Origin of the sequence: Lentibacter sp. (genome assembly GCF_965657785.1) — a bacterium.
Lineage (GTDB): Bacteria > Pseudomonadota > Alphaproteobacteria > Rhodobacterales > Rhodobacteraceae > Lentibacter.
In genome coordinates, this window is sequence record NZ_CBFHPP010000001.1 from 61,355 (window position 1) to 85,378 (window position 24,024).

General features: G+C 57.3%; 26 protein-coding genes. 12 read left to right on the forward strand and 14 right to left on the reverse strand.

Annotated elements, in window-relative coordinates; genetic code table 11:
* Nucleotides 1–48 precede the first annotated feature (48 nt).
* On the reverse strand, nt 49–1,104 hold the full coding sequence (locus tag ACTF58_RS00295) for an ATP-binding protein (RefSeq protein WP_438989960.1): 1,056 nt from the start codon (nt 1,102–1,104) through the stop codon (nt 49–51).
* Between the two features lie 235 nt (nt 1,105–1,339).
* On the opposite strand from ACTF58_RS00295, the gene ACTF58_RS00300 reads away from it, so the two are divergent.
* Complete coding sequence (locus ACTF58_RS00300; protein ID WP_438989961.1) at nt 1,340–1,750, forward strand: hypothetical protein; 411 nt, start codon at nt 1,340–1,342, stop codon at nt 1,748–1,750.
* Here the strand turns inward: ACTF58_RS00300 and ACTF58_RS00305 are convergent.
* The 3 genes from ACTF58_RS00305 to ACTF58_RS00315 are packed head-to-tail and all read right to left on the reverse strand — an operon-like array spanning nt 1,747 to nt 3,797.
* Complete coding sequence (locus tag ACTF58_RS00305; RefSeq protein WP_438989962.1) at nt 1,747–2,268, reverse strand: gamma carbonic anhydrase family protein; 522 nt, start codon at nt 2,266–2,268, stop codon at nt 1,747–1,749. The genes ACTF58_RS00300 and ACTF58_RS00305 overlap by 4 nt on opposite strands.
* On the reverse strand, nt 2,265–2,906 hold the full coding sequence (gene gmk, locus ACTF58_RS00310; protein ID WP_438989963.1) for a guanylate kinase: 642 nt from the start codon (nt 2,904–2,906) through the stop codon (nt 2,265–2,267). The genes ACTF58_RS00305 and gmk overlap by 4 nt, the downstream gene beginning before the upstream one ends.
* A gap of 3 nt (nt 2,907–2,909) precedes the next feature.
* On the reverse strand, nt 2,910–3,797 hold the full coding sequence (locus ACTF58_RS00315) for a YicC/YloC family endoribonuclease (RefSeq protein ID WP_438989964.1): 888 nt from the start codon (nt 3,795–3,797) through the stop codon (nt 2,910–2,912).
* Nucleotides 3,798–4,028: 231 nt separating this feature from the next.
* Here ACTF58_RS00315 and ACTF58_RS00320 point away from each other — a divergent pair, with 231 nt between their 5' ends.
* A complete protein-coding gene (locus ACTF58_RS00320; RefSeq protein WP_438989965.1) occupies nt 4,029–4,715 on the forward strand; it encodes a PAS domain-containing protein in 687 nt (228 codons plus the stop codon).
* 49 nt (nt 4,716–4,764) lie between these two features.
* Here ACTF58_RS00320 and ACTF58_RS00325 read toward each other — a convergent pair whose 3' ends face one another.
* Nucleotides 4,765–6,135: a class II 3-deoxy-7-phosphoheptulonate synthase gene (locus ACTF58_RS00325; RefSeq protein ID WP_438989966.1), complete on the reverse strand. Its 1,371-nt coding sequence runs from the start codon at nt 6,133–6,135 to the stop codon at nt 4,765–4,767.
* Between the two features lie 232 nt (nt 6,136–6,367).
* Here ACTF58_RS00325 and ACTF58_RS00330 point away from each other — a divergent pair, with 232 nt between their 5' ends.
* The 8 genes from ACTF58_RS00330 (at nt 6,368) to ACTF58_RS00365 (ending at nt 13,700) form a co-directional block, all read left to right on the forward strand.
* Complete coding sequence (locus tag ACTF58_RS00330; RefSeq protein WP_438989967.1) at nt 6,368–7,375, forward strand: GlxA family transcriptional regulator; 1,008 nt, start codon at nt 6,368–6,370, stop codon at nt 7,373–7,375.
* Between the two features lie 339 nt (nt 7,376–7,714).
* Complete coding sequence (locus tag ACTF58_RS00335) at nt 7,715–8,899, forward strand: ABC transporter substrate-binding protein (RefSeq protein WP_438989968.1); 1,185 nt, start codon at nt 7,715–7,717, stop codon at nt 8,897–8,899.
* A gap of 84 nt (nt 8,900–8,983) precedes the next feature.
* Nucleotides 8,984–9,766 (forward strand): ABC transporter ATP-binding protein, encoded by a 783-nt coding sequence (locus tag ACTF58_RS00340; protein ID WP_438989969.1) that lies wholly within the window; start codon nt 8,984–8,986, stop codon nt 9,764–9,766.
* 69 nt (nt 9,767–9,835) lie between these two features.
* The gene (locus tag ACTF58_RS00345) at nt 9,836–10,552 is read left to right on the forward strand and encodes an ABC transporter ATP-binding protein (RefSeq protein ID WP_438989970.1); all 717 of its coding nucleotides are present in this window, start codon (nt 9,836–9,838) and stop codon (nt 10,550–10,552) included.
* A gap of 3 nt (nt 10,553–10,555) precedes the next feature.
* Nucleotides 10,556–10,891, forward strand: coding sequence for a hypothetical protein (locus ACTF58_RS00350; protein ID WP_438989971.1), 336 nt, complete (start codon nt 10,556–10,558; stop codon nt 10,889–10,891).
* A complete protein-coding gene (locus ACTF58_RS00355) occupies nt 10,892–11,902 on the forward strand; it encodes a branched-chain amino acid ABC transporter permease (protein WP_438989972.1) in 1,011 nt (336 codons plus the stop codon). It abuts the gene before it with no gap.
* Nucleotides 11,899–13,203, forward strand: a complete 1,305-nt coding sequence (locus ACTF58_RS00360; protein WP_438989973.1) for a branched-chain amino acid ABC transporter permease — start codon at nt 11,899–11,901, stop codon at nt 13,201–13,203. Before ACTF58_RS00355 ends, ACTF58_RS00360 begins: the two co-directional genes overlap by 4 nt.
* Nucleotides 13,200–13,700, forward strand: coding sequence for a hypothetical protein (locus ACTF58_RS00365; RefSeq protein ID WP_438989974.1), 501 nt, complete (start codon nt 13,200–13,202; stop codon nt 13,698–13,700). Before ACTF58_RS00360 ends, ACTF58_RS00365 begins: the two co-directional genes overlap by 4 nt.
* Nucleotide 13,701: 1 nt before the next feature.
* On the opposite strand, the gene ACTF58_RS00370 is transcribed toward ACTF58_RS00365, so the two are convergent.
* Entirely contained in the window at nt 13,702–15,222 is a 1,521-nt protein-coding gene (locus ACTF58_RS00370) for a helicase HerA-like domain-containing protein (protein ID WP_438990130.1), read from the reverse strand.
* 476 nt (nt 15,223–15,698) lie between these two features.
* Between ACTF58_RS00370 and ACTF58_RS00375 the strand changes: the two genes are divergently transcribed.
* Nucleotides 15,699–16,328 carry an invasion associated locus B family protein gene (locus tag ACTF58_RS00375; RefSeq protein ID WP_438989975.1) on the forward strand — a complete coding sequence of 210 codons (630 nt, stop codon included), beginning with the start codon at nt 15,699–15,701 and terminating at the stop codon, nt 16,326–16,328.
* 65 nt (nt 16,329–16,393) lie between these two features.
* Here the strand turns inward: ACTF58_RS00375 and ACTF58_RS00380 are convergent, their stop codons facing one another.
* Genes ACTF58_RS00380 through ACTF58_RS00395 form a run of 4 tightly spaced genes read right to left on the reverse strand, consistent with a single transcriptional unit; the run spans nt 16,394 to nt 20,630 of the window.
* Nucleotides 16,394–17,602 (reverse strand): beta-ketoacyl-[acyl-carrier-protein] synthase family protein, encoded by a 1,209-nt coding sequence (locus ACTF58_RS00380; protein WP_438989976.1) that lies wholly within the window; start codon nt 17,600–17,602, stop codon nt 16,394–16,396.
* A 5-nt stretch (nt 17,603–17,607) separates the two neighbouring features.
* Nucleotides 17,608–17,868 (reverse strand): acyl carrier protein, encoded by a 261-nt coding sequence (locus ACTF58_RS00385; protein ID WP_438989977.1) that lies wholly within the window; start codon nt 17,866–17,868, stop codon nt 17,608–17,610.
* A 30-nt stretch (nt 17,869–17,898) separates the two neighbouring features.
* Nucleotides 17,899–18,990 carry a UDP-3-O-(3-hydroxymyristoyl)glucosamine N-acyltransferase gene (lpxD, locus tag ACTF58_RS00390; protein WP_438989978.1) on the reverse strand — a complete coding sequence of 364 codons (1,092 nt, stop codon included), beginning with the start codon at nt 18,988–18,990 and terminating at the stop codon, nt 17,899–17,901.
* A gap of 29 nt (nt 18,991–19,019) precedes the next feature.
* The gene (locus ACTF58_RS00395; protein ID WP_438989979.1) at nt 19,020–20,630 is read right to left on the reverse strand and encodes a L,D-transpeptidase family protein; all 1,611 of its coding nucleotides are present in this window, start codon (nt 20,628–20,630) and stop codon (nt 19,020–19,022) included.
* 322 nt (nt 20,631–20,952) lie between these two features.
* On the opposite strand from ACTF58_RS00395, the gene ACTF58_RS00400 reads away from it, so the two are divergent.
* Nucleotides 20,953–21,531: a YcbK family protein gene (locus ACTF58_RS00400; RefSeq protein WP_438989980.1), complete on the forward strand. Its 579-nt coding sequence runs from the start codon at nt 20,953–20,955 to the stop codon at nt 21,529–21,531.
* A gap of 52 nt (nt 21,532–21,583) precedes the next feature.
* Here the strand turns inward: ACTF58_RS00400 and ACTF58_RS00405 are convergent, their stop codons facing one another.
* The 4 genes from ACTF58_RS00405 to rlmN all read right to left on the reverse strand — a co-directional run bounded on the left by ACTF58_RS00405 (nt 21,584) and on the right by rlmN (nt 24,018).
* Entirely contained in the window at nt 21,584–22,228 is a 645-nt protein-coding gene (locus ACTF58_RS00405) for a CatB-related O-acetyltransferase (RefSeq protein WP_438989981.1), read from the reverse strand.
* A 93-nt stretch (nt 22,229–22,321) separates the two neighbouring features.
* Complete coding sequence (locus tag ACTF58_RS00410) at nt 22,322–22,513, reverse strand: hypothetical protein (RefSeq protein WP_438989982.1); 192 nt, start codon at nt 22,511–22,513, stop codon at nt 22,322–22,324.
* Nucleotides 22,514–22,516: 3 nt separating this feature from the next.
* A complete protein-coding gene (locus ACTF58_RS00415) occupies nt 22,517–22,696 on the reverse strand; it encodes a hypothetical protein (protein ID WP_438989983.1) in 180 nt (59 codons plus the stop codon).
* Nucleotides 22,697–22,821: 125 nt separating this feature from the next.
* Complete coding sequence (gene rlmN, locus ACTF58_RS00420) at nt 22,822–24,018, reverse strand: 23S rRNA (adenine(2503)-C(2))-methyltransferase RlmN (protein WP_438989984.1); 1,197 nt, start codon at nt 24,016–24,018, stop codon at nt 22,822–22,824.
* Nucleotides 24,019–24,024: the final 6 nt, after the last annotated feature.

The following is a 24,024-nucleotide window of genomic DNA, read 5'->3' on the forward strand; positions in this document are numbered from 1 at the left end:
TAACAGTTTGATGACATAGGTCTAAGTTGCTGTAATAAAGTGATAAATCTAAACACCCAGTGGCAGCAAAACACTGAATTCAGTGCCTTTTCCCAATTCCGATTCGATTTTGAGCCGCCCGCGGTGGCGCTGAACGATATGTTTTACAATCGCCAGCCCCAGCCCCGTTCCGCCAACTTCGCGCGAGCGGTGGGAATCAACCCGATAAAAGCGCTCGGTCAGGCGCGGAATATGGAGCGGGTCGATCCCTGCGCCAAAATCTGTGACGCTCACAAGAGCGCCTGATTGGCCACGCAGGGCGGGCTGCCCATCTGCGCGGCGCAGTTTGACAACAACTTTTCCCCCTGCCCCGCCGTATTTGATCGCGTTTTCAATCAGATTGGTGAAAACTTGCAAAAGCTGGTCAGCATGGGCCAAGAGCTCAATGCTCTCCTCTGGCAGCTCGGCCACAAGTGTTACACCGGCCTCCTCGGCGCGTGCGGCAAGCGTGTTGCGCACCGAGGACAGCAAAGGCCCAAGCTCGACCGTGTCGCGCAAGGGCAAGCGCTCTTCGGCTTCCACGCGGCTCAAAGACAAAAGATCACTCACCAGCCGCTCCATGCGGGCGGCTTCCGAAGCCATGATCCCTAAAAACTGCGCCCGCGCGGCGGCATCGTCTTTGGCAGGGCCTTGCAAGGTCTCGATAAAGCCCATGAGAGAGGTCAGCGGGGTGCGCAGCTCGTGGCTGACATTGGCCACAAAATCACGGCGCATCTGGCCCGCCTGCTCCAAATCGGAAATATCCAGAAAGCTGATCAAAACGCTGCCCTCAGGCGCAGCGGGGGCGCAAAACGCCTCATAAACGCTTTCTTTGCTGCCAGACTGTGCCAGATAGCGGGTTTTGCGCGGGGTCGCGTCTTTGAGCGTTGCCTCAAGCGCGTCTACAAGTGCGGGCTGGCGCAGAACCGAAACATAGGGCTGCCCTCTGGCTACCGCGCTGCCCAGCAAATCGCGCATATGCGTGTTGGCCATAAGCACGCGGCCATCGGCTCCAACCAGCAGCGCAGGAATGGGAAGCGCCGCCAGCAGCGCGGTTGTGGATTGGCTCGGGAGAGTATCAGACATTTTGCGGGGTTCCGTCTCGGCTCACATCCAATGCGCAAAAACAAGGCAGCCAAGCGCCCGCGCAGTTTATGGGTTTTGGCCCGCTTTGCAATTCCACAAAATAGGGAAGTTGCACAAGCGCTAAAGGCGGGCCATGTTATGACTGTGCGTGTCGTCAGCACACCCAAACATCTGGGGGGATGAGCGGGGCCAACGACATATTGAACGGTGATTTTTTGATGAGGACCCCAAACAAATGAGCTTTATTTCGCTGCCCGTGAAGCCCAAAATTGTGATTATAACCTCCAGTGGCGACACCGCCCCTGACGTATCTGCGCAATGGGTTGAAGCCCGCGTGCCTTTGGCGCATCTGACGTTTTTTGCCGCGCGCAGTGCCCCGCCTGCTGCCTATATGGGCTGGCTGATGTGCAAAGATTACGATGTGTTTGATTGGGCCGACTCGCTTGTCAAAGGCGGCTTTGTCGGGCGCTGCCTTCTGATCAGTCAGGAGGATTTGCCGCGCCCTGATATGGTTTTGGCAGAGTTGGGAGACGCGTTTAAGACGCTGTCTTTCTCGCTTTGGCGCGCAGACGATGCCGCCGAGCAGTGCCAAACCTATTGCGAAGCCCTGAGCTTTGCCCGCCCCGCCATGCCGCTTCCTGCCTAGAGCCGCGCAAGCTCTGCGCGAAAACGGCGCATATTGTCTTTGTAATGGCGTGCCGAAGCGCGCAAGCCTTCTATCGTGGGGGCGTCAACTGCGCGGACGACCTTGCCAGGGCTGCCCATGACAAGGCTGCCATCCGGTATCACTTTGCCTTCGGTGATCAAGGCCCCTGCCCCGATCAGGCAGTTTTTGCCGATTTTGGCGCCGTTGAGCACAATGGCCCCCATGCCAATCAGGGAGTTTTCGCCAATGGTGCAGCCATGTAGCATGACTTTATGCCCGATTGTGCAGCCTGCCCCGATGCTTAGCGGGTAGCCCATATCGCTGTGCATCACCGTATTTTCCTGCACATTGGTGCCGCTGCCAATGGTGATCGGCTCGTTGTCGCCCCGCAGAGTGGCCCCGAACCAAACCGAGACACCCGCCTCAAGCACCACATCCCCGATCACATTGGCATCAGGAGCGACCCATGTATCCGCGTCGATCTGCGGGGTTTTGTCGCCCAAAGCATAAACAGTCATGACATTTCCTCAAATTCGCTCTGAAGCTTGCGCACGTGTTCGACAAGCTGGGGCTGTTGAATACGGCGGTGACGGCGGCTTGTGATGATGGTCTTGAGCCGCTCTTCGGTGGCGTCCAGATCGTCGTTGATCAGAACATAATCATAGGCGTCCCAGCGGCTGATCTCGTCCCAGCTCTTGCGCATCCGCTTCTCGATCACTTCGGCGCTGTCTTGTGCGCGGCTCACAAGCCGTCGGTGCAGTTCTTTGATCGAGGGTGGCAGGATAAAGATACTGAGCGTGTGAGCGCCAAGAGCCGAGTTGCGGATCTGTTGTGCGCCCTGCCAGTCGATGTCAAAGAGCACATCTTTCCCCGCCCCGATTGCCGCTTCCACAGGGGCGCGCGGAGAGCCGTAAAAATTGCCAAACACATGGGCGTGTTCGAGCATACCGTCTGTGGCGACGGTCTTTTTAAACGCCTCCTCAGACAGAAAGTGATAGTCCTGCCCGTCCGTTTCGCCCGCACGCGGGGCGCGGGTTGTGGCGGAAACCGAGAAGGAAATGCTCGGATCCCAAGCGATCAGGCGTTTAGACAGCGTTGATTTGCCCGCACCCGACGGCGAGGACAGGATGATCAGAAGGCCGCGACGCTCGCTCATGGTTTACTCCACATTCTGGATTTGCTCTCGCATTTGGTCGATCACGGCTTTGAGATCAAGCCCAATGCGCGTCAGGGCGCTCATTTGCGCCTTGGAGCAGAGCGTATTGGCCTCGCGGTTGAACTCTTGCGCCAGAAAATCGAGCTTGCGCCCGACAGGGCCGCCTTTGGCAATCAGTTCGCGCGCCGCGACGACATGGGCGTTGAGGCGGCCCAGCTCTTCTGTGATATCGGCCTTCACGGCCAGCATGGCAAGCTCTTGGGCGATGCGGGCTTCGTCCACATCCACGGCCTCTGCCACGCGGGCAAGGCTGGCGCGAAAGGCGGCGGCGCTCTCCGCGCGGCGCGCCTCGGCGGCCTCGGTAGCGGCGTCTGTAAGCCGTTCGATCTCGTCGATCTGCTCAGATATCAAGGCTTCAAGCTGCGCGCCCTCGGCGGTGCGCATCTCGTTGAAGCTCTTCAAGACAGGCTCAAAGTCGGCCTTGAGGGCCGCCAGAAGCGGCGCAGGGTCGTCTTCTGTTGTGCTTTGTTCCAGAATGCCGCGCAGCCCGAGGATCTGGCTTGAGGTGCTCGGCGCGAGCGAAAGGCCTTGGTCCATGGCCTGCTGTTCGACATCCGCCATGGCCGCCAGAACGGCGCTTAACTGCACTGTATTCAGGCTGAGACTCGCGCTCGCCTCTTCGCGGGCGAGCCTGAGGCCGATGGTGATATTGCCACGCTCCGTTGCGCCGGAAACGGTGCTGCGCAAATGGGCTTCCAGCCCCGCGATCCAGTCTGGAACGCGGATGCGAATATCCTGCCCCTTGCCGTTGACGGCCCGCAGCTCCCAGCTCCAGCTGTGTGCGCCTATGCTGCCCTTGCCTGAGGCAAACCCTGTCATGGATGAAATCATCGTGGCACTCCTTATGGCTGGTCTGCGGCCTGACTTACGCGCTTCGGAGGGCATGAAGCAAGCCTTCCCGCCCTCTTCTGCGCCAAGCCGTTAACCAATCTTTCCAAATTCAATCAAATTTTCGCCCAATTTAGGCCATATTTGAAAGGCACTGGCGCGGCCCGCCTTGAGGCGGTCTGTCGTCAGCGCAGATCTTTGTTGGTGCAAACCGTTTACAGGGGAAGCAGTTATATGTCAGACTTGGTGCGCAGTGGGATTGTTTTAAATATGATGGACCGTTTGAGCCAAAACCAGTATCCTGCCTGTGCGCTTGTTCAAGCCTACTGGCAGAGCCTCAAGCCCAAGAACGGCTTGCCAAAACGCTCTGATATCGACCCGAGAGGCATAGAAGACGCCTTGAACTATGCGTTTATCTTGGAAAGCATCGGCACAGGTATTGCGCGCATCCGCATTGCAGGAATGCATCTGAACGAGCTTTTCGGCATGGAGGTGCGCGGAATGCCGATCAGCAGCCTGATCGCTCCGCCCTCGCGGGATACGTTTTCGCGCGTGCTTGTCGGCGTGCTCAATAGCCCTTCGATCATGACACTCAGCCTGACGCCGGAAGGCCAAATGAGAGAGGCCGCAGAGTCCCACGAGCGGATGCTGCTTCTGCCCATGGTAGATGAAAAAGGCCAGACGACCCGCGTTCTGGGCTGTCTGGAGACCAGAGGTCCAGTCAAAGCACCGCCACAGCGCTTTGAGATTGCGAATGTGGTAAAACACGCAATCGAAGCTGCCTCCACAACAGCCCGGAGCCACCCGCATTTGCAACCCGTGACAGGCTTTTCAGAAGCTCAGGCCGATTTTGAGCCAGCCCCCGAGGCGCGCCGCACAAAACGGCCTGATTACTTGCGGGTCGTAAAATCAAGCGAGTGAACGGGCCAATCTGGAAAAGACTGTCTCTAAGACTGGCCCGCCTCAGCGGTTAACCTGCTGCTTTTGCGAGGTTTGCGTTGCGCAAGCTTGTCAGCTCTTCAGCCACAAGGAAGGCCAGCTCAAGCGATTGCGACGCATTGAGGCGTGGATCACAGGCCGTATGGTAACGATCAGACAGGTCCTCATCGGTCACATCGCGCACGCCGCCTGTGCATTCGGTTACGTCTTGGCCCGTCATCTCAAAATGCACGCCACCCGGCTGGGTGCCTTCGGCTTTGTGAACCGCAAAGAACTCGCGCACTTCGCCCAAAACCTGCCCGAAGGGGCGGGTCTTGTAGCCAGTGGACGATTTGATCGTGTTGCCATGCATCGGATCACAGACCCAAACAACATTGGCGCCTTCCTCTTCCACAGCCCGAATAAGACGTGGGAGGTGCTCGCCTACCTTGCCCTGACCAAAGCGCGCAATCAACGTCAGGCGGCCTTCTTCATTTTCAGGGTTGAGCGTCGCCATCAGCTTTTTGAGATCATCGGCTTCCATAGACGGGCCACATTTCAAGCCGATCGGGTTGAGAACCCCACGGGCAAACTCGACGTGCGCGCCGTCAGGCTGGCGGGTGCGATCGCCAATCCAGACCATGTGTCCAGAGCCAGCCAGCCATTTGCCCGAGGTGCTATCAAGCCGTGTCAGCGCCTCTTCATACTCCAGCAAAAGGGATTCATGGCTCGTGTAAAAATCAACAGTGGAGAACTCATGGGTTGTTTTACCCGTGATACCTGCCGCCGCCATAAAGTCGATACTGTCCTGAATACGCGCGGAAATATCGCCATAGCGCGAGGCACCGTCGCCCTCGGCAAAGCCGAGTGTCCAGGAGTGCACGCGGTGCATATCGGCAAAGCCGCCCGTGGAAAACGCCCGCAATAGGTTCAGCGTCGCGGCAGATTGCATATAGGCTTGCAGCATCTTCTCAGGGTTCGGAATACGCGCCCCCGAGGTGAACTCAAGCTCGTTGATGATATCGCCGCGATAGCTTGGCAGCTCCTGACCGTCCACAACCTCGGTGGGGGCCGAGCGCGGCTTGGCAAATTGCCCCGCCATGCGGCCCACTTTGATCACAGGCACTTTCGCGCCATAGGTCAGAACCATGGCCATCTGCAACATCACTTTAAAGGTATCGCGAATGCCATCGGCGCTAAACTGGTCAAAGCTTTCGGCACAGTCGCCGCCCTGCAGCAGAAAAGCCTCGCCACGCCCTGCGGCGGCAAGCTGGGCTTTGAGCTTGCGCGCTTCGCCCGCAAAGACAAGCGGCGGATATTTGGAAAGCTGGCCTTCGACCGTCTCAAGCTGGGCTTGGTCGGTATAATCGGGCATCTGGACCCTCGGCTTTGCGCGCCATCCAGCTTTTGTCCACTCCGTCATCGTCTTGTCTCCAGTATTTGGTCTTGCGAGGCTGCCTTATAACGGTGGTTCAGCCTGAAAACCATATCAGAAATGAAATGGGCTTGCATGAGGCCTTAGAATCGCACAAGAGGCAGAAAGGTATGAGTGAATGACCTTTTTGCGACACGAGATGTCTTGACCTAAGAGCCAAGCTCTGACCAAGTGACAAAAAGCGACAAATACTGGCGCTTACGACTGACGAAAGCCCTCCATGAGCCTGCAACAACGCCCCACGATCAAACTGGATGCCACGCCAGAAAAGCCACGGCGCTTTATCTTTGCTTTGCTCGACAATTTCACGTTGCTGAGCTTTGCCTCGGCGATTGAAGCCTTGCGGATCGCAAACCGCATGGCCGAAGCGACGCTCTACGAATGGAAGCTCGCAGGCGAAGGCGGCGAAACAGTCACCTGCTCGGCGGGCACAGAGTTCAAGCTTGATATGGATCTGGGCGAGCTGAGCCGCGACGATACCTTGCTCGTTTGCAGCGGTATCAATGTTCAAAGCGCCACAACCAAACGCCTTGTCTCTTGGTTGCGCCGCGAGGCCCGCAAAGGCCCGATCATTGGCGGCCTCTGCACAGCCGCCTTTTCGCTTGCCAAAGCCGGCCTCCTCGATGGCCGCCGCGCCACGATCCACTGGGAAAATCAGGACAGCTTTTCCGAAGAGTTTGATGAAGTCGAATTGACAAAATCAGTGTTTGTCATTGACAAAAACCGCCTCACCACGGCGGGCGGCACAAGCTCGATTGACCTCATGCTCAAAATTATTGCCGATGATCATGGCGAAGAGCTGGCCAATGCCGTGGCCGACCAGCTGATCTACAGCTCGATCCGCACCGACCAAGACACACAGCGCCTCTCCGTGCCCACCCGCATTGGCGTGCGCCACCCCAAGCTCAGCCTTGTGATCCAGATGATGGAAAGCCACATTGAAGAGCCAATCAGCCCTGCTGTTCTTGCCAAAGATGTGGGGATGTCCACACGACAGCTCGAACGGCTCTTCCGGCGCTACCTCAACCGCTCGCCCAAACGCTACTATATGGAGCTGCGTTTGCAAAAGGCGCGCAATCTGTTGATGCAAACCGACATGAGCGTGATCAATGTGGCTCTGGCCTGCGGATTTGCCAGCCCTAGCCACTTCTCCAAATGCTACCGCGCCCATTACAACACCACACCCTATCGCGAGCGCGGCTCCCAAGCGAGCCGTCTCTCGATCTGAGCCAAAGACCTGTTTTTCTTTCCAGAAATATCCTGGGGAGTGTGATTTCAAAGGCCCTTTCGCCTTTGAAATCGAGAGGGGCAAAGCCCCTCTGGCCGGGTGATTTGACGCAGTCAAAGCACAAGGTTGTTGCGCAGGGCGCATTTGGTGTCTGGGCGCGTCACAGCCTATGCGTGCATCAAGCACAGCAGTTTCCCGTGGTGCGCCATGGGAGGATCGATCCGTTGTCAAAACAGAGTTAACGCTTGGTCAACAGGCCCAAAATCCAGCTTTTCTTTTTTATCCACTGCGCTATTCTGCTCGTCAGTCAAAAAACAAAAACACCTTGGGAGACGACACATGAAAAAATTCCTTATGGCCACGGCCGCATCCGCCCTTATGGCTGGTGGCGCTTTTGCAGAAGATGTCAAAATCGGCATCATCCTCGGCTTCACAGGCCCGCTTGAATCCATCACACCCGCCATGGCGGCCGGCGCTGAACTCGCGATGAAAGAAGTCACGGACAGTGGCAAGTTCATGGGCGGTTCTGCTGTTGTGCCGGTGCGTGGCGACTCAACCTGTATTGATGCCGCCGCGGCGACATCAGCCGCCGAGCGTCTCGTCACATCAGACGGCGTTGCTGGCATCATGGGCGCGGACTGCTCAGGCGTCACAGGCGCAATCTTGCAAAACGTCGCGCGTCCCAACGGCATCGTGATGGTCTCACCATCCGCCACATCACCCGGCCTTTCAACGGCTGAAGACGATGGTCTCTTCTTCCGCACAGCGCCCTCGGATGCGCGCCAGGGTGTGATCGTGACAAACATCCTGCAAGACCGCGGCTTTAAAGAAATCGCGATCACCTATACAAACAACGACTACGGCAAAGGCTTGGCCGATGCGATTCAAACCGAGTTTGAAGCTGCTGGCGGCACAGTCACAATCGTTTCAGCGCATGAAGACGGCAAGGCCGACTACTCTGCCGAAGTTGGCGCACTGGCCTCAGCGGGCGGCGAAGTTCTCGTTGTCGCTGGCTATGTGGACCAAGGCGGCTCGGGCGTTGTGCGCTCGGCTCTGGACACAGGTGCCTTTGAAACCTTCTACTTCCCAGACGGCATGGTCGGCGCGAAGCTCAACGAAAACTTCGGCGCAGAACTCAATGGCTCGTTTGGCGCCTATCCTGGCACAGACAGCACAGGTGCTGCGACGTTTGTTGGCATGGCCGAGGGCGCGGGCTTTGACGGCACAAGCGCTTTTGCACCAGAAAGCTATGACGCCGCCGCTCTGATCATGATGGCGATGGCCAAAGCAGGCTCAACCGCCTCAGCGGACTATAAAGATCACATCATGGATCTGGCAAATGCACCGGGCGAGCAAATCTTCCCGGGCGAGCTGGCCAAAGCGCTTGATCTGATCGCCGCTGGCACCGAGATCGACTATGTGGGCGCGACCGCCGTCGAGCTTGTGGGTGCGGGCGAATCTGCTGGCAACTACCAAGAGATCGAATTCGCCGATGGCGTTTATTCGACAATCGGCTACCGCTGATCTCTAGGTCTTAAACTCAAACAGCCCGAGGCTTGCTTCGGGCTGTTTTTTCTTATCTGGACACGACAACTTGGGGATGACTGCATGATTGAAGTGCATGATCTGCATAAGCACTTTGGCGGCTTTCACGCGGTCGATGGCGCGACGCTGACCATTGAACAAGGCTCTATCACAGGGCTGATCGGCCCGAACGGGGCGGGCAAGACCACATTGTTCAATGTGATCGCCGGCGTGTTGCCGCCCACATCGGGGCGCGTGATTATGGATGGTGAAGACATCACAGGGCTGCCGCCGCATGAGCTGTTTCACAAGGGACTGTTGCGCACCTTCCAGATTGCACATGAATTTTCCTCCATGAGCTGCCGTGAAAACCTCATGATGGTCCCTGCGGGGCAATCGGGCGAAACCCTGTGGAACACATGGTTCGGCCGCAAGCGGATCGCGGATGAAGAGCGCGCGCTGCGCGCCAAGGCTGACGAGGTTCTTGAGTTTCTCACCATCGAGCATCTGGCCGACCATAAGGCGGGTCAGGTTTCGGGTGGACAGAAAAAGCTTCTGGAGCTTGGCCGCACCATGATGGTGGATGCCAAAATCGTCTTTCTCGACGAGGTCGGCGCGGGCGTGAACCGCACGCTGCTCTATACGATTTCCGACACCATCAAACGCCTCAACGAAGAGCGCGGCTATACTTTTGTGGTGATCGAGCATGACATGGATTTCATTGATATGCTCTGCAATCCCGTGATCTGTATGGCCGAGGGCCATGTTCTGGCCGAAGGCACGCTGGCCGAGATCAAAGCCAACCCCGAGGTCATTGAAGCCTATCTTGGCACGGGCCTGAAGAACAAAGATAAGGTGGGCGCATGAGGAGCCTGTCACTCTTGGGGCTTTGCCCCAAACCCCAGGATATTTTTAGAAAGAAAAAGGGGAGCGCGGATGTCTGAGCCATTTTTGATTGGTCAGAATATGACAGGCGGCTATTCCAAAGCCGGCCCTGATATTTTGCACGGCTGCACCATTTCTGTGGATCGTGGCGAAATCGCTGTGATTGTTGGGCCGAACGGCGCCGGCAAATCAACCGCTATGAAGGCGGTATTTGGGATGTTGGATTTGCGCGAAGGCTCGGTGACGCTGGATGGGGAGGATATCACCTCCCTCTCCCCGCAAGACCGCGTTGTCAAAGGCATGGGCTTTGTGCCGCAAACCTCCAATATTTTCCCGTCGCTCACGGTTGAGGAAAATCTCGAGATGGGCGCCTTTATCCGCCAAGATGATTATTCTGACACCATGGCGCAGATTTATGACTTGTTTCCGATCCTGAAAGACAAACGGCTTCAGGCGGCGGGCGAGCTTTCGGGCGGGCAACGTCAGCAAGTGGCCGTGGGCCGCGCGCTTATGACGAAGCCCAAGCTTCTGATGCTGGACGAGCCGACAGCCGGCGTCTCGCCGATTGTGATGGACGAGCTGTTTGACCGGATCATCGATGTGGCGCGCACTGGCATTCCGATCTTGATGGTGGAACAGAACGCCCGACAAGCTCTTGAAATTGCTGATAAAGGCTATGTTCTCGTGCAAGGGGCCAATGCGCATACGGGCACCGGCAAAGAGCTTCTGGCCAATCCCGACGTGCGCCAGAGCTTCTTGGGGGGCTGAGGGGTGCGGTTGCTTTTCCTCATTGGCCTGATCTGTCTTGGCTCTAGCGCGCAGGCCTTCCTGTGCCGCTTTGAGACCCAGTGTTATGAGGCCGAAGCCTGCGCCGCGGCGGATTTTGAAATCGAGGTGCAGCTCGCGAACCAAAGCATCTCAACGGAGGATGGCGACTGGATCATTGTGGCCAAGAAATCCGAAGACGCCCTCATCACGATCTTTGCCGCCGCCAAAGGCGTGGAATATCTCGTCTCAATTACGCCAGAGGCCGCGCGCCTCAGCGGACATCTTAACGCTGGGCCGCGCGCGATCCAGTATCTTGGCACTTGTGAAGGAGCCTTCTAAATGGACCTTTTGAACGCATTCGTGGCTTTGGCCAACTTCGTTCTGATCCCCGCGACCGCCTATGGCGCGCAGCTCGCGCTTGGCGCGCTCGGGGTCACGCTTATCTACGGTATCCTTCGGTTTTCAAACTTTGCCCATGGCGACACGATGGCCTTTGGCGCGATGGTCACCGTGCTCTTTACATGGTGGTTCCAGTCAATGGGGATCAGCTTTGGCCCGCTGCCGACAGCGCTTTTGGCCCTGCCCTTCGGTATCCTCGGCTGCATTGGCCTCGTGCTCTTCACCGACCGTGTGGTTTATAAGTTTTACCGCGCCCAAAAGGCCAAGCCTGTGATCCTTGTGATCGTCTCCATGGGGGTCATGTTTATCATGAACGGCCTCACCCGCTTTATCATTGGCCCGGATGACCAGCGCTTTGCGGATGGTGAACGTTTTATTGTCTCGGTGCGCAGCTTCAAAGAGATGACAGGGCTGAGCGAGGGCCTTGCCATTCGCACGACCCAAGGCATCACGGTGGTGACGGCTGTGGTTGTCGTGGCGGCGCTGTTTTGGTTTCTCAACCGCACCCGCACGGGAAAATCCATGCGCGCCTATTCTGACAACGAAGATCTCGCGCTGCTTTCAGGGATCAACCCCGAGCGTGTTGTCATGGTGACATGGATCATTGTTGCGACGCTCGCCACCATTGCGGGCGTGCTCTACGGGCTTGATAAGACGTTTAAACCCTTCGTCTATTTCCAGCTTTTGCTGCCGATCTTTGCCGCCGCCATTGTGGGCGGCCTCGGCAACCCTCTGGGCGCGATTGCGGGCGGCTTTGTCATCGCTTTCTCCGAGGTCACGGTGACCTATGCGTGGAAAAAAGTGCTGGTCTACGCTATGCCCGAGCGCCTTGAGCCAGACGGGCTGGTCCAGCTTCTCTCCACAGATTATAAATTCGCGGTGAGCTTCGTGATCCTTCTGATCGTGCTCATCTTCAAACCCACAGGTCTATTCAAGGGGCAGTCGGTATGAGCGATACACTCCGCAACAGCATCTATTTTGCACTCGTCGCGGTGCTGATCATCGGCACAGGCATTCTCCAGTCTTGGAACTCGGCGCTGTTTATCCTCAACATGGGGCTGATCTCGGCCATCATGGCGCTCGGCGTCAATCTTCAGTGGGGCTTTGCGGGCCTCTTCAATGTCGGGATCATGGGCTTTGTTGCGCTTGGCGGCCTCGCCACAGTGCTCGTCTCGATGCCCCCTGTCGAGGGCGCGTGGAGCGCAGGCGGGATGCGGATCCTCGCAGGTCTGACCCTCGGGATCATGAGCATTGTCTCGACCATCCTCGTGTTCAAACGCATGGACGCAGGGCGCAAGCGCACGATCGTGATGCTGGGCGTTCTCCTCATCGGCTTCTTTGCCTTTCGCGCCGTTTTTGACGGCGGCGTTGAAGCGGTTGAGGCGATCAACCCTGCCAATGCAGGCAACATCGGCGGCCTTGGCCTGCCCGTTCTGCTCGCATGGCCGATTGGCGGCGTTTTTGCGGCGGGCGCGGCTTGGATCATCGGCAAGACAGCCCTTGGCCTGCGCTCCGATTATCTCGCCATTGCGACACTCGGCATTGCCGAGATTGTCATTGCCGTGATGAAAAACGAAGACTGGATGGCGCGAGGCGTGAAAAACGTGATCGGCCTGCCCCGCCCTGTGCCTTATGAGATCGACTTGCAAAATTCGGCCGAGTTCGTTGCCAAAGCCAACGCCTACGGCATTGACCCTGTCACGGCTTCTACCCTCTGGGTCAAGCTGCTCTATGCAGGCCTTTTCGCGGTTGTGCTGCTTGTCCTATTTGCCATGGCGCAAGCGGCGCTGAAAAGCCCGTGGGGCCGCATGATGCGCGCGATCCGCGACAATGAAGTGGCCTCAGAAGCCATGGGCAAAGACGTCACCGCGCGGCATTTGCAAATCTTCATTCTCGGCTCCGCCATTTGTGGCATAGCGGGCGCCATGATCACCACATTGGACGGCCAGCTCACGCCAACCTCCTATCAGCCTCTGCGCTTTACCTTCCTTGTCTGGCTCATGGTGATCGTGGGTGGCTCGGGGAACAATCTTGGCGCCGTCTTGGGCGGCTTTGTGATCTGGTTCTTCTGGGTTCAGGTCGAGCCGATGGGCCTCGCCTTCCTGACGCTGATCACCTCGGGCATGGCCGAAGGCAGCGCGTTCAAAGCGCATCTCTTGGACTCAGCGGCTCATATGCGCCTGCTGACAATGGGGATCATTCTGCTTTGTGTGCTCAGGTTTAGCCCGCGTGGGCTGATACCCGAGAAATGAGCCAGATGCATCCGCTCCTGCGCCCCGCTCTCAAAGGCATTATCTTCTTTGGCGTGGTCTGTGCCGCCCTCGTGGCGCTCTGGCTCTTTATGCCAAAGGGCGAGACCAAGTGGTATCCGTCGCTTTGGATGCGCCTCGCGGCGGTCAGCCCCCTGTTCTTCTCGACCCAGCTGGGGCGCGGTGTCTTTGCTGTGCTGCGGCGGCGGATGGACGGGCGCGAGCGTATCATTTTTGCGAGCCTCTTTTGTGGCGGCGTCGGAGGTGTCGCTGTCTTGACAGAGGCGGCTGTGGTCTACGCAAGTTTTGGGGCTGCCGACGGGCTTGGATATCTTGAAATCCTGTTTCAGCCGCTCACCTCTCGCTACACCTTGCAGATCTTCGCAGGGATCGGCTTTGCCAGTTCCGCCGTTCTGGCGGCTGGCTTTGTTGCGCTCATGTCCGTGCCCATTCGCGTGCTCAGCATGGAGCAGCAAAACCGTAGAGACACCAGCCGTTAAGTCAGCGCCCCTTGAAAAGCCCGCCCAGAAGCCCGCGAATGATGCGGCGGCCTGTGGTGCCCTTGAGCTCTCGCATCACTTGTTTGGTCAGGGCTTCACCAAAACTCTCGCCCCGTGAGCTACGCGAGGACGAGCGGCTCACGCCTTGGCCTTGATAGCGCCGCGCCGCCTTGAATTCGCGCTCTTCTGCCTCTGCCGCCGCTTCGGCGCGTTCGGCTGCTTCGGCCTCGGCAGCGGCTTTGTCAGCGCGCTCGCTCAAGATTTCAAAGGCAGAGCGGCGGTCAAGCACAGCCTCATATTTCCCCGCAATATGGGAGCGCGCAATCACCTCGGCGCGCTCGGCAGCCGTGATTGGCCCGAGCTGGGAGCTTGGCGGGCGAATAAGCGTGCGCTCGGCAATCCCCGGGACGCCTTTCTTTTGCAAAAACGAGGTCACAGCCTCGCCGACACCGACCTCGCGAATGGCGGTCTCGATGTCAAAGCGCGGGTTCTTGCGATAGGTCTCTGCTGCGAGCCTGAGCGCTTTTTGGTCGCGCGCCGTAAAGGCGCGCAAGGCGTGCTGCACCCTGTTGCCAAGCTGACCGAGAATATCTTCGGGCACATCGTCAGGGTTTTGGGTGATAAAATAAACGCCCACCCCCTTGGAGCGGATGAGCCGCGCCACTTGTTCGACCTTATCCACCAAGACTTTGGGCGCGCCATCAAACAGAAGATGCGCCTCATCAAAGAAAAACACGAGCTTGGGCTTGTCGGGGTTGCCGACCTCAGGCAGCTCTTCAAAGAGCTCGCTCAAAAGCCAGAGCAAAAATGTAGAATAAAGCCGTGGCGATGACATCAAAGTGTCAGCCGCCAGCACATTGATGCGCCCGCGCCCGTCAGGATCAATGGCCATAATATCGCTCAAGGCTAAGGCCGGCTCGCCAAAGAGCTTGGCTCCGCCTTGGTTCTCAAGCACAAGCAAGCGCCGCTGGATCGCGCCGATAGAGGCGACAGAGACATTGCCATAGCGCAGGCTCAAGCTGTCTTTGTTTTCACCGACCCAAACCAGAAGCGCCTGAAAATCCTTCAGGTCCAGAAGCGGCATCCCCTCTTCGTCTGCCACGCGAAAGGCAATATTCACAACCCCTTCCTGCGCCTCGGTCAGCTCGAGAAGCCGCGACAGAAGCAAAGGCCCCATCTCCGCCACCGTGGTGCGGATCGGGTGGCCCTGTTCGCCAAACAAATCCCAGAAGGTGACAGGGAAACTCTCGTAGGCATACTCCTCAAAGCCGATCTTTTCAGCGCGGCTCATAAAGGCCTCATGCAGCTTTGTGCTCTCGCTGCCCGCCTTGGCCAGCCCCGAAAGGTCGCCTTTCACATCTGCCATAAAGACAGGCACACCCATGTTGGAAAAGCTCTCGGCCATGATCTGCAAGGTCACGGTTTTGCCTGTTCCCGTTGCGCCCGCGATCAGCCCGTGACGGTTGGCATATTTCAGCCCCAATACCTGCGCTTCTGCGTAATCCGCGCCACCGCCACCCATAAAAATACCATCAGTCAAAAGACGTCTCCCACTTAAATATCACTGATGCGCAGAATTGCGCACGCCTCCCTTACAGTATTTTAATGTTTTTGCTTCAGGATCAAGCACACTTCGCGCCTCATGTCCTCTTGGTGCGAAGTTGACTTCCTCCCTGTCAGACTGGGCCGCGCTTCTTGGCGCGGCCATTTTTATGCCTAGGCCGCAAAGTGCTGTTGACGGCTTCAATCATGTAACGTAGCATTCGACTTACTATAAGTCGGCCAAGTCCGACGGGGAGAAGACATTACGAAAAAGGAGCCGCTCGGCTCCTTTTTCTTTTGGTCAAACAGCCTCCATTGCGCCCTTTGTGTCAGGCCTCTGCGTCATATGCGCAGAAAAATGCTCATGGCTCAGACCGCCGCGCCCTTTTGGCCCTGACAGGCCCAAGCCTGCATGGTAAGCCCTTTGCAACGTTATAATTACAGGTGGACCATCTCATGTTAAATCCCTCGCGCATTGCGCTTGTTATTGCGCTTCTGGCGGCGCCGCTGAGCCTTTCGGCCCAAACCGCAACCGAGCAGACCCCCACCCAAACAGGTGAAACAGCCGAGACACCCGCCGCGCCTGCGCCCGAGGTTTTGAGCCTTGGAGAAGAGGCGATCCCCGAGCCCTATTTCAAATCAGAGTCAGGCGACTGGAAAATTCAGTGCTTGCGCGACCCTGCTCTGCCCGAAGGCAGCGAAAACCCGAATGAGGCGTGCCAGCTGTTTCAGGTTCTTCAGGACAGCAACGGCACAAATGTAGCCGAAGTCACAATTTTCCCTCTGCCCGCAGGCGGCAAAGCTGTGGCTGGTGCCAATATCCTTGTGCCGCTTGAGACGCTGCTCTCGGCCCAGCTGACCATGCAGGTCGATACAGGCAAGGCCCGCCGCTATCCCTATAGCTTCTGTAGCCCGATCGGCTGCTTTGCCCGCGTCGGCTTTACCGCCGAAGATATTGCAGCCATGAAAAAAGGCGCGGTTGCCAAGGTGATCTTGCGCCCCGCCCCTGCCCCAGATGAAGTTGTCACATTGGATATGTCCCTGTCAGGCTTCACAGCTGGCTTTGACTCGCTCTTGGCAAAATAAAAGCTTAAATCAGACAGATAAAGAAAGCCGCTTGCGAGGTGCAGGCGGCTTTTTTACTTTGCCACTCACACTTTGCGCAGTGCGATCACAGCGTTCAGCCCGCCAAAAGCAAAGGCATTGGACAAAACGGCGCTAACACGCGCCTCGCGCGCCTCATTGGGCACCACATCAAGCGCACATTCAGGATCAGCCTCTTCATAGCCAATCGTCGGCGCAATGATCCCGTCGCGCAGCGCCATAATACAGGCCAGAAGCTCGACAGCCCCCGTTCCGCCGATCAAGTGACCATGCATCGATTTGGTCGACGATATCATAAGCCTGTCGGCATGGGCGCCAAAGGCGTCCGCCACAGCGGCGCATTCGGTTTTGTCGTTTGCGGCTGTGCCCGTGCCATGGGCGTTGATATAGCCGACATCTTCACGGTTGAGCTTGGCGTCTCTGAGCGCGCCAGAGATGGCCCGCGCCGCGCCCTGTTTGGAGGGCATCACAATATCGGCCGCATCCGAACTCATGGCAAACCCTGCCACTTCAGCCAGAATTTCAGCGCCGCGCGCGCGGGCGTGCTCATATTCCTCAAAAACAAAGATCCCCGCGCCCTCGCCTTGCACCATACCGTTGCGGTTGGCGCTGAAGGGGCGGCACGCGTCTTTGGACATGACGCGAAGCCCCTCCCAAGCCTTTACGCCGCCAAAACAGAGCATGGACTCAGACCCACCCGTCACCATCACAGGCGCAATCCCGCCATGCACCATCTGAAACGCTTGCGCCATGGCGTGGTTTGAGCTTGCGCAAGCGCTTGCCACGGTAAAGCTCGGCCCCTTGAGGTTAAATTCCATGCTGACATGGCTTGCGGCTGCATTGTTCATCAGCTTTGGCACAACAAAGGGGTGAACGCGGTTCTTGCCCTCTTCGTAAACCGAGCGGTAATTCTCATCCAGCGTGGTCATACCGCCGCCCGAATTGCCCAAGACAACCCCCGACCGCGCCGCCAGCTCGCCCGAAAAGCTCAGGCCAGACTGCGCCACAGCTTCGCGCGCCGCAATCAATGTAAATTGTGTAAAACGGTCAAACAGCGACAACTGCTGACGGTTGAACAGGCGCTCAGGCTCAAACCCTTGCACCTGCGCTCCGATCTGGACGGCAAGCCGCTCCACATCCTGCATCACAAGCGGGCCAATGCCACAGCGCCCCTCAGCCATGGCCTTGAGCGTGTCAGGCACATTCTGCGCCAGCGCGTTGATCGTGCCTGCGCCCGTGATAACAACGCGCTTCATCAGCCTTAGCCCTGCTGCTCGGCGACGAGTGCTTCAATTCCCGCAATGATGCTCGCGACATTTGAAATGTCAAAATCCGATTTCGTCGGCTCATTTGCATTGAAGGGGATCGAAATATCAAACTCTTCCTCAATCGCGAAAATGCTTTCCACGAGGCCGAGACTGTCAATTCCGAGGCTTTCAAGCGTGCTGTCTACGCTGACATCAGATGGGTCCAGCAGAGCTTGCTCTGCAATGATCCTGATCACTTTGTCCTGCACGCTCATGTCACACCCCCAAAGTTGCTTAGGGTCCGTTTAGTCGGTCTCGGTGTTTTTGAAAACAGCTTTTTGCAACTCGGCGACCTGTTTAAAGAGCCGTGGCAAGCGTCTGATTGCCTTATAGCTTTCGACATGGGTGTCCATTTTCACAGCAGGATAGCCAAGCAAAACGCGCCCCTTGGGCACATTGGTGAAAATCTTGGTCGCGCCGCCAGCAATCACATTGTCGCCCACAAAGATATTGTCGTTGAGGCCGACCTGCCCCGCAAAAACGCAGTTGTTGCCGATGGTCGAGCTCCCCGCCATGCCAACCTGTCCACAAATCAGACAGTCGGTCCCGATCACCACATTATGGCCAATATGCACGAGATTATCGAGCTTGGTGCGCGCGCCAATCTTGGTGTCGCGCACAGTGCCACGGTCGATACAGGCGTTCGCGCCGATCTCGCAGTCCTCACCAATATACACAGCGCCGAGCGAATGGATCCGCTCCCAATGCTGGCTCTCACCGTCGCCTTGGTCGCCCAAAGAGGCCCGCGTGCGCTCGACAGCGCTCTGCTCAGGCGTCACAAAGCTGAAGCCGTCACCGCCAATCACAGCGCCAGGTTGCACAATGACCCGCGCTCCCAGCGTTGTGCGCGCCCCGATCCGAACGCCCTCGCGCAGAAAGCAGCCCTCGCCCAGCGTGGCACAGGCGCCGATAAAGCTTTGCGGCCCGATCACGCTCCCCGCACCAATGCGCGCCCCCGCAGACACAACAGCCAAAGGCCCGACAGTAACATCCGCGCCAAGCTCTGCCGCAGGATCAACAAAGGCCGAAGGATGAACCCCCTTGGGATAGCTTTCGCCGGGGTCAAACTGTTTTGACAGCCCCGAAAGCGCATAACGCGGGCGCGGCGGCACAATCGCCGCCTTTAGCCCAAGCGCTTCAAAATCGGCCCCCTCCCAAAGCACAGCCGCAAGGGCTGCACCCTCTGGGAGCCTCTCGGCAAAGCTGGGCTTCATCGCAAGCGCAAGCTGGCGCGGGCCGGCGTCTTGCGGCTCGGCCACCCCGTCGATCTCAAGAGACAGATCGCCAAGAGCCGTCGCTCCCAGCGATTTTGCTATGGCGTCAATCGTATAGCTCATGGACCCGATCCTGCTTGTGGGCCTTTTGCTTAGCCCTGAACCGCGCGGAGCACCACCCCTGCTTTTTGCAGAGCCGACCAGATTTTGGCATCCCGACCATAGACATCACGACGAAAGCGCGCTGGCCCCTTCACATCCGTAAAGGCCGTGCGATAAATCAGATGAACAGGCACAGACTCTTCCAGTTGCACAACCGTTTCGTTTTCTGTCTTCAGGTGTCTGTGAAACTCGCCCTTCGGGTCCTTGCTCTGCTTGGCAAGCAAGGCATAGGCAAACTCAAACGGTTCGCCCAAGCGGATACAGCCATGGCTATAGGCGCGGGTTTCGCGGCTGAAGAGGTTCTTGGCAGGCGTATCATGTAGGTAGATGTTATATTTATTAGGGAACATAAACTTCACAAGCCCGAGCGCATTGCGCCGTGAGGGCGGCTGCTTGATCGCATAAGGAAAGCTCTTTTCCGTGTATTGCGCAAAATTGATCTGGCTGCGCGCAACCTTGCGGCCACGATTGTCATAAAGCTGCATATGCCCCGCTGCATTCGGGTTTTTCTTCATCATGGGCAGATATTCTTTGGTCGCAATCGAGCGTGGCACATTCCATGTCGGATTGATCACCATAAACTCCATCACATCCGAAAACTCGGGCGTGCGGCGGTCGCTGTCATTCGCGCCCACAACAGAGCGGGTCTCAAAGGTGACTTTGCCGTTGTCGACAATCCGCGCACTAAAGTCGGCGATATTCACCAAAACATGGCGCTTGCCACGCTCCTGATTGAACCAGCGCTCGCGCTCCATCGCCACAATAATCGACTTGAGGCGATCAGCGGCTGAGGTGTTGATCTCGGCCAAAGTGCCTGCCCCCGCCACCCCATCAGTGGCAAGGCCGTTGTCGGCCTGAAAGACCTGAACGGCTTTTTGCATCGTGGCGTCATAGCTCGGCGTGGCCGAGCGGCGCAGATACCCCATAACAACCAAGCGGTCGCGCAGCGCCACAACATCGGCGCCCGTTTCGCCGGGCTTTAGGGCTTTGGCAGCCACAGGCTCACCATAACCGCCCGCGGCGATCAGCTTTTCAAAGCGCAGTTTTTCTTTCAACAGCCTCGCATATTCGGGCGTTCGGGGCGGCAACGCGCGGAAAAAACTGTTGGGGTTGGATTTGACAAAATTGACAAGATAGCTCTCGCGCGCCCGATAGGGCACAGCCCGCACAATGCCGCTGTCAATCTTTGAGGGCACAAGAACCCCCGTCTGCATATTCTGGGCAAGCTCGACAAATGTTTTGCTCATCTGGACTTCCACCAGCCCACGCGCCCGTGGGGTTGTGGCGCTGCGCAGCGCGTCCATCAGCCCCTCAGCGTCATAGCGCTGGCTCGGCAGCCCGTGCACATCTGCCTCCGATATGGCCTGAAACAGAGCGCGGCGGCGTTGGGCGTCCTTGCCGAAACTGCCCGTCCAGATCGGCTCATAGCCGTTGGCTTTATAAAACGCCGCAATATCAGCATCTCGGGCCGAGGCTTCCGCAACAGCCTGCTTAAACGCAGTGACCTGCGCCTCTGTCGCGGACGGGACAATCAGAAGGCCTATCGCAAAGACCAGCCCTGCTAAAATCAAGGATTTAAATCGGTTTGCGGAAATATACATAGAGCCCCCACTCGTGCTGAATACCTGTTCACCTGTTGTAAACAGTGTTTTGATATACCTCACAAGCGCTGTCCACTCACAATAGGCGGATCAGCCAAACAGAAAGGGGAAGATTTGCATCAAAGCCTCAATATATGGGCAAATGGGGCAGTTTCGCAGATTTTCAGCAAAATTTTGCCGAAAATGCTGGCTATTCAATAAATTGAACAATCAAAACTTGGCCCTTGATTCGATCTGTGCCATAAGATCGGAGCATCTGGGGAGATGAAGGCAGGACACGCGGGATACACCGCGAAACAGGTAAGAGCGACGGGACGGCGCTATGACTATGAACACAACATCCAGCTCCACGAGCCTTTCGAGACGTGCATTGCTCGGCGCATTCGCCGCAACAGCCCTTGTCTCGGCCCCCACATACTCCAAAGCCGCAGGCTTTTTGCGCGGCTCAGGCGACATCCGCCGCATAAAAATGTATTCCTCTCGCACCGGCGAGAAGATCGATATGATTTATTGGGTCGATGGCGACTATATCAGAGATGCGGTTCAGGAAGTGAACCACTTCATGCGCGACTGGCGCACGGGGGATGTCAAAAAAATGGATCTGCGCACGGTTGATATTATGGCCGCCTCGCTCAATCTGCTTGACGTCAACGAGCCGTTTTTGTTGCTGTCTGGCTATCGCAGCCCAAAGACAAACGCCATGCTGCGCTCGCGCTCAAGCGGTGTTGCCAAAAACTCCCTTCATATGAAGGGTCAGGCCGCTGACCTGCGCCTGAGCTCGCGCTCAGTCAGCCAGATTGGCCGCGCCGCAGCCTCCTGTGCCGCAGGTGGCGTTGGCCGCTACTCGGGGTCAAACTTTGTCCATATGGACTGCGGACCCGTCCGCACATGGGGCGGGTAAGATTGCGCGGCTAACACGCGCAAAGCGCCTTCACTCTATAAAACCATCTGATTTATAAGGATAAATCTTCGCCCTCGAGGATATCTCTGATTTCGCCAAGGCGCTCTGGCGTTGGCACATCTATCAAGAGCGGAACGATCTTGCGAACCGTCTCCAAATCGCGATTCCACCATTGAAGCGCGTCGAGTGCCTCCATAATTTCTAAGGGAAAGCGATGCTTCAAGAGCCTTGCGGGGTTGCCACCCCAGACTTCGTAACGCCCCACATCCTTGCTCACAAGTGACCCCGCCGCAATCACCGCGCCATTGCCAATCGTGACGCCGGACATGATCGTGGCGTTCATTCCGATCCAGACATCATGCCCAATGGTCACATTGCCGTTGGTCGCTGCCGCCGTGCCCGACATGCGCGGATATAGCTCGTTCAAATGGATCACACCAAAGGGATAGGTCGTGGCCCAATCCATACGATGATTGCCGCCTAAAAGGATGGTGATATTGGAGGCCAACGAACAAAACGAACCGATGGTTAATGAGGCCCCCTCGCCCCATTCCTTCAGGTTCAGATGACGCGTTCCATAAGTAAATCGTCCGACACTGACCAAAGACGCGCCGAAATAGGCCTGGCGCAGACTATTCCCGCCCGACTTGGGCAGGCGAAGCGCTTTTTTACGCCTGAAAATCTTGGGAAGCTTCAAGGGTGCCCTCCGAGCAGAGAAAACGGCCAATGGCCCGAAAACCGCTCTTTACCCTAATCAGCTTCGGCGAACTAGGCAAATCGCCCGATAGGCTCACCACAACTCCATCAGGCGCACGCCATGGGGCAAGGTCGCAAGATAGGCGCCCCCGCCAGATGTGGCGATGGTATATCCGAGGCGTGCAAGCCGCCTCTGACGGGTTTGAAAACTCTCGTGGCTGCTCACGATCGGTCCGACAAGCGCCTTGATCTGATTGCGCACAACAGGGTCACATCGTTGTATCATCGCTCACCCCATCAGCACACAAAGATCATTGCCGCGCAAAAGTGAAGTCACATAAGCGCCCTTCTCCGTATCGCGGATCGCATAGCCATAGCCGCGCAGGCGGTGCTTCCACTCCCGATCCGACACGGCCATCTTGCGCTCGTGAAGGACAACGTCTCGTATCGTTTGAATATCAGTCATCATTTTTCTGCTCCTTTACCACATTGCTGAAAACACACTGTTTACAAAATCAGCATTGTTCGCAGCTGTGGCGCAGGTTTAGCCAAAAAGAGGAATTTTAACGATTGTGAAGGTCATATTAAGGCAGATCAGCCCTTTAGCCCTGCTTCTGCCTCAATCTGGCGGCGCGATTTGCGCTCCCGCTCTGTGGCAGACTTGAGCTGCCCACAGGCCGCCATGATGTCTTCACCACGCGGGCGCCGAATGGGCGAGGAATAGCCCGCCTTGTAAACGATCTCGGCAAATTTCTCGATCTGCGCCTGATCAGAACGCTCATAGGCAGAGCCGGGCCATTCGTTGAACGGAATCAGATTGATCTTCGCAGGTATGCCCTTGATCAGCTTCACGAGACGGCGCGCATCCTCCAAAGAGTCGTTCACCCCCTTTAGCATCACATACTCAAAGGTGATCCGCTCAGAATTGGAGAGCTTGGGGTATTCGCGCAGCGTCTGAAGCAGCGTCTCGATGTTCCAGCGCTTGTTGATCGGCACAAGCACATCGCGCACCTCATCTGTCGTGGCATGAAACGAAACCGCCAGCAAACAGCCGATCTCTTCCGCCGTCTTGGCAATCTCGGGCACAACCCCCGAGGTCGAAAGCGTGATGCGGCGGCGCGACAGGGCAATCCCCTCCCCGTCCATGGCGATTTTCATAGCGTCGCGCACGTTGTTAAAGTTGTAGAGCGGCTCGCCCATGCCCATTAACACGATGTTGGAAAGCAACCTTGGCGGCGCATCCGCCGTGCTCGCGCCCGGCTCAGGCCACTCGTCCAGATCGTCCCGCGCGACCATGACTTGGCCGATGATTTCGCCCGCCGTCAGATTGCGCACAAGCTTCTGCGTGCCGGTGTGACAGAAGGTGCAGGTCAGCGTGCAGCCCACTTGCGAGCTGATACAAAGCGTCCCGCGGTTCGTCTCGGGGATATAAACCACCTCGACTTCATGGCCGCCCGCAATTTTGACAAGGTATTTGCGCGTGCCATCATCCGAAACCTGTTTCGTTACAACCTCAGGCACCTCAATCACAAAATGCGCCTCAAGCTCGGCGCGAAACGCTTTTGACAGGTTGGTCATAACGTTAAAGTCGCGCTTGCCCCACTGATAGACCCACTGCCAGACTTGGTTGAGGCGCATCTTGAGCTGCTTTTCAGGCGTGCCAATGCGCGCCAGCTCGGCTTTGAGCGCCTCGCGCGTCAGGCCAACAATATTCACCCGCCCCGCATCATACTCAGGTATTTTGCGCGGCACGGTGAGCATATCGGGCGTGATGGGTGTGTCTTCTGTCATAGGTCC

Excerpts from the sequence above, each read along its gene's own strand:
- ACTF58_RS00295 (WP_438989960.1), bottom strand. The coding sequence starts at position 1,104 with ATGTCTGATACTCTCCCGAGCCAATCCACAACCGCGCTGCTGGCGGCG.
- ACTF58_RS00300 (WP_438989961.1), top strand. The coding sequence starts at position 1,340 with ATGAGCTTTATTTCGCTGCCCGTGAAGCCCAAAATTGTGATTATAACC.
- ACTF58_RS00305 (WP_438989962.1), bottom strand. The coding sequence starts at position 2,268 with ATGACTGTTTATGCTTTGGGCGACAAAACCCCGCAGATCGACGCGGAT.
- gmk (WP_438989963.1), bottom strand. The coding sequence starts at position 2,906 with ATGAGCGAGCGTCGCGGCCTTCTGATCATCCTGTCCTCGCCGTCGGGT.
- ACTF58_RS00315 (WP_438989964.1), bottom strand. The coding sequence starts at position 3,797 with ATGATTTCATCCATGACAGGGTTTGCCTCAGGCAAGGGCAGCATAGGC.
- ACTF58_RS00320 (WP_438989965.1), top strand. The coding sequence starts at position 4,029 with ATGTCAGACTTGGTGCGCAGTGGGATTGTTTTAAATATGATGGACCGT.
- ACTF58_RS00325 (WP_438989966.1), bottom strand. The coding sequence starts at position 6,135 with ATGACGGAGTGGACAAAAGCTGGATGGCGCGCAAAGCCGAGGGTCCAG.
- ACTF58_RS00330 (WP_438989967.1), top strand. The coding sequence starts at position 6,368 with ATGAGCCTGCAACAACGCCCCACGATCAAACTGGATGCCACGCCAGAA.
- ACTF58_RS00335 (WP_438989968.1), top strand. The coding sequence starts at position 7,715 with ATGAAAAAATTCCTTATGGCCACGGCCGCATCCGCCCTTATGGCTGGT.
- ACTF58_RS00340 (WP_438989969.1), top strand. The coding sequence starts at position 8,984 with ATGATTGAAGTGCATGATCTGCATAAGCACTTTGGCGGCTTTCACGCG.
- ACTF58_RS00345 (WP_438989970.1), top strand. The coding sequence starts at position 9,836 with ATGTCTGAGCCATTTTTGATTGGTCAGAATATGACAGGCGGCTATTCC.
- ACTF58_RS00355 (WP_438989972.1), top strand. The coding sequence starts at position 10,892 with ATGGACCTTTTGAACGCATTCGTGGCTTTGGCCAACTTCGTTCTGATC.
- ACTF58_RS00360 (WP_438989973.1), top strand. The coding sequence starts at position 11,899 with ATGAGCGATACACTCCGCAACAGCATCTATTTTGCACTCGTCGCGGTG.
- ACTF58_RS00365 (WP_438989974.1), top strand. The coding sequence starts at position 13,200 with ATGAGCCAGATGCATCCGCTCCTGCGCCCCGCTCTCAAAGGCATTATC.
- ACTF58_RS00370 (WP_438990130.1), bottom strand. The coding sequence starts at position 15,222 with ATGGGTGGCGGTGGCGCGGATTACGCAGAAGCGCAGGTATTGGGGCTG.
- ACTF58_RS00375 (WP_438989975.1), top strand. The coding sequence starts at position 15,699 with ATGTTAAATCCCTCGCGCATTGCGCTTGTTATTGCGCTTCTGGCGGCG.
- ACTF58_RS00380 (WP_438989976.1), bottom strand. The coding sequence starts at position 17,602 with ATGAAGCGCGTTGTTATCACGGGCGCAGGCACGATCAACGCGCTGGCG.
- ACTF58_RS00385 (WP_438989977.1), bottom strand. The coding sequence starts at position 17,868 with ATGAGCGTGCAGGACAAAGTGATCAGGATCATTGCAGAGCAAGCTCTG.
- lpxD (WP_438989978.1), bottom strand. The coding sequence starts at position 18,990 with ATGAGCTATACGATTGACGCCATAGCAAAATCGCTGGGAGCGACGGCT.
- ACTF58_RS00395 (WP_438989979.1), bottom strand. The coding sequence starts at position 20,630 with ATGTATATTTCCGCAAACCGATTTAAATCCTTGATTTTAGCAGGGCTG.
- ACTF58_RS00400 (WP_438989980.1), top strand. The coding sequence starts at position 20,953 with ATGACTATGAACACAACATCCAGCTCCACGAGCCTTTCGAGACGTGCA.
- ACTF58_RS00410 (WP_438989982.1), bottom strand. The coding sequence starts at position 22,513 with ATGATACAACGATGTGACCCTGTTGTGCGCAATCAGATCAAGGCGCTT.
- ACTF58_RS00415 (WP_438989983.1), bottom strand. The coding sequence starts at position 22,696 with ATGATGACTGATATTCAAACGATACGAGACGTTGTCCTTCACGAGCGC.
- rlmN (WP_438989984.1), bottom strand. The coding sequence starts at position 24,018 with ATGACAGAAGACACACCCATCACGCCCGATATGCTCACCGTGCCGCGC.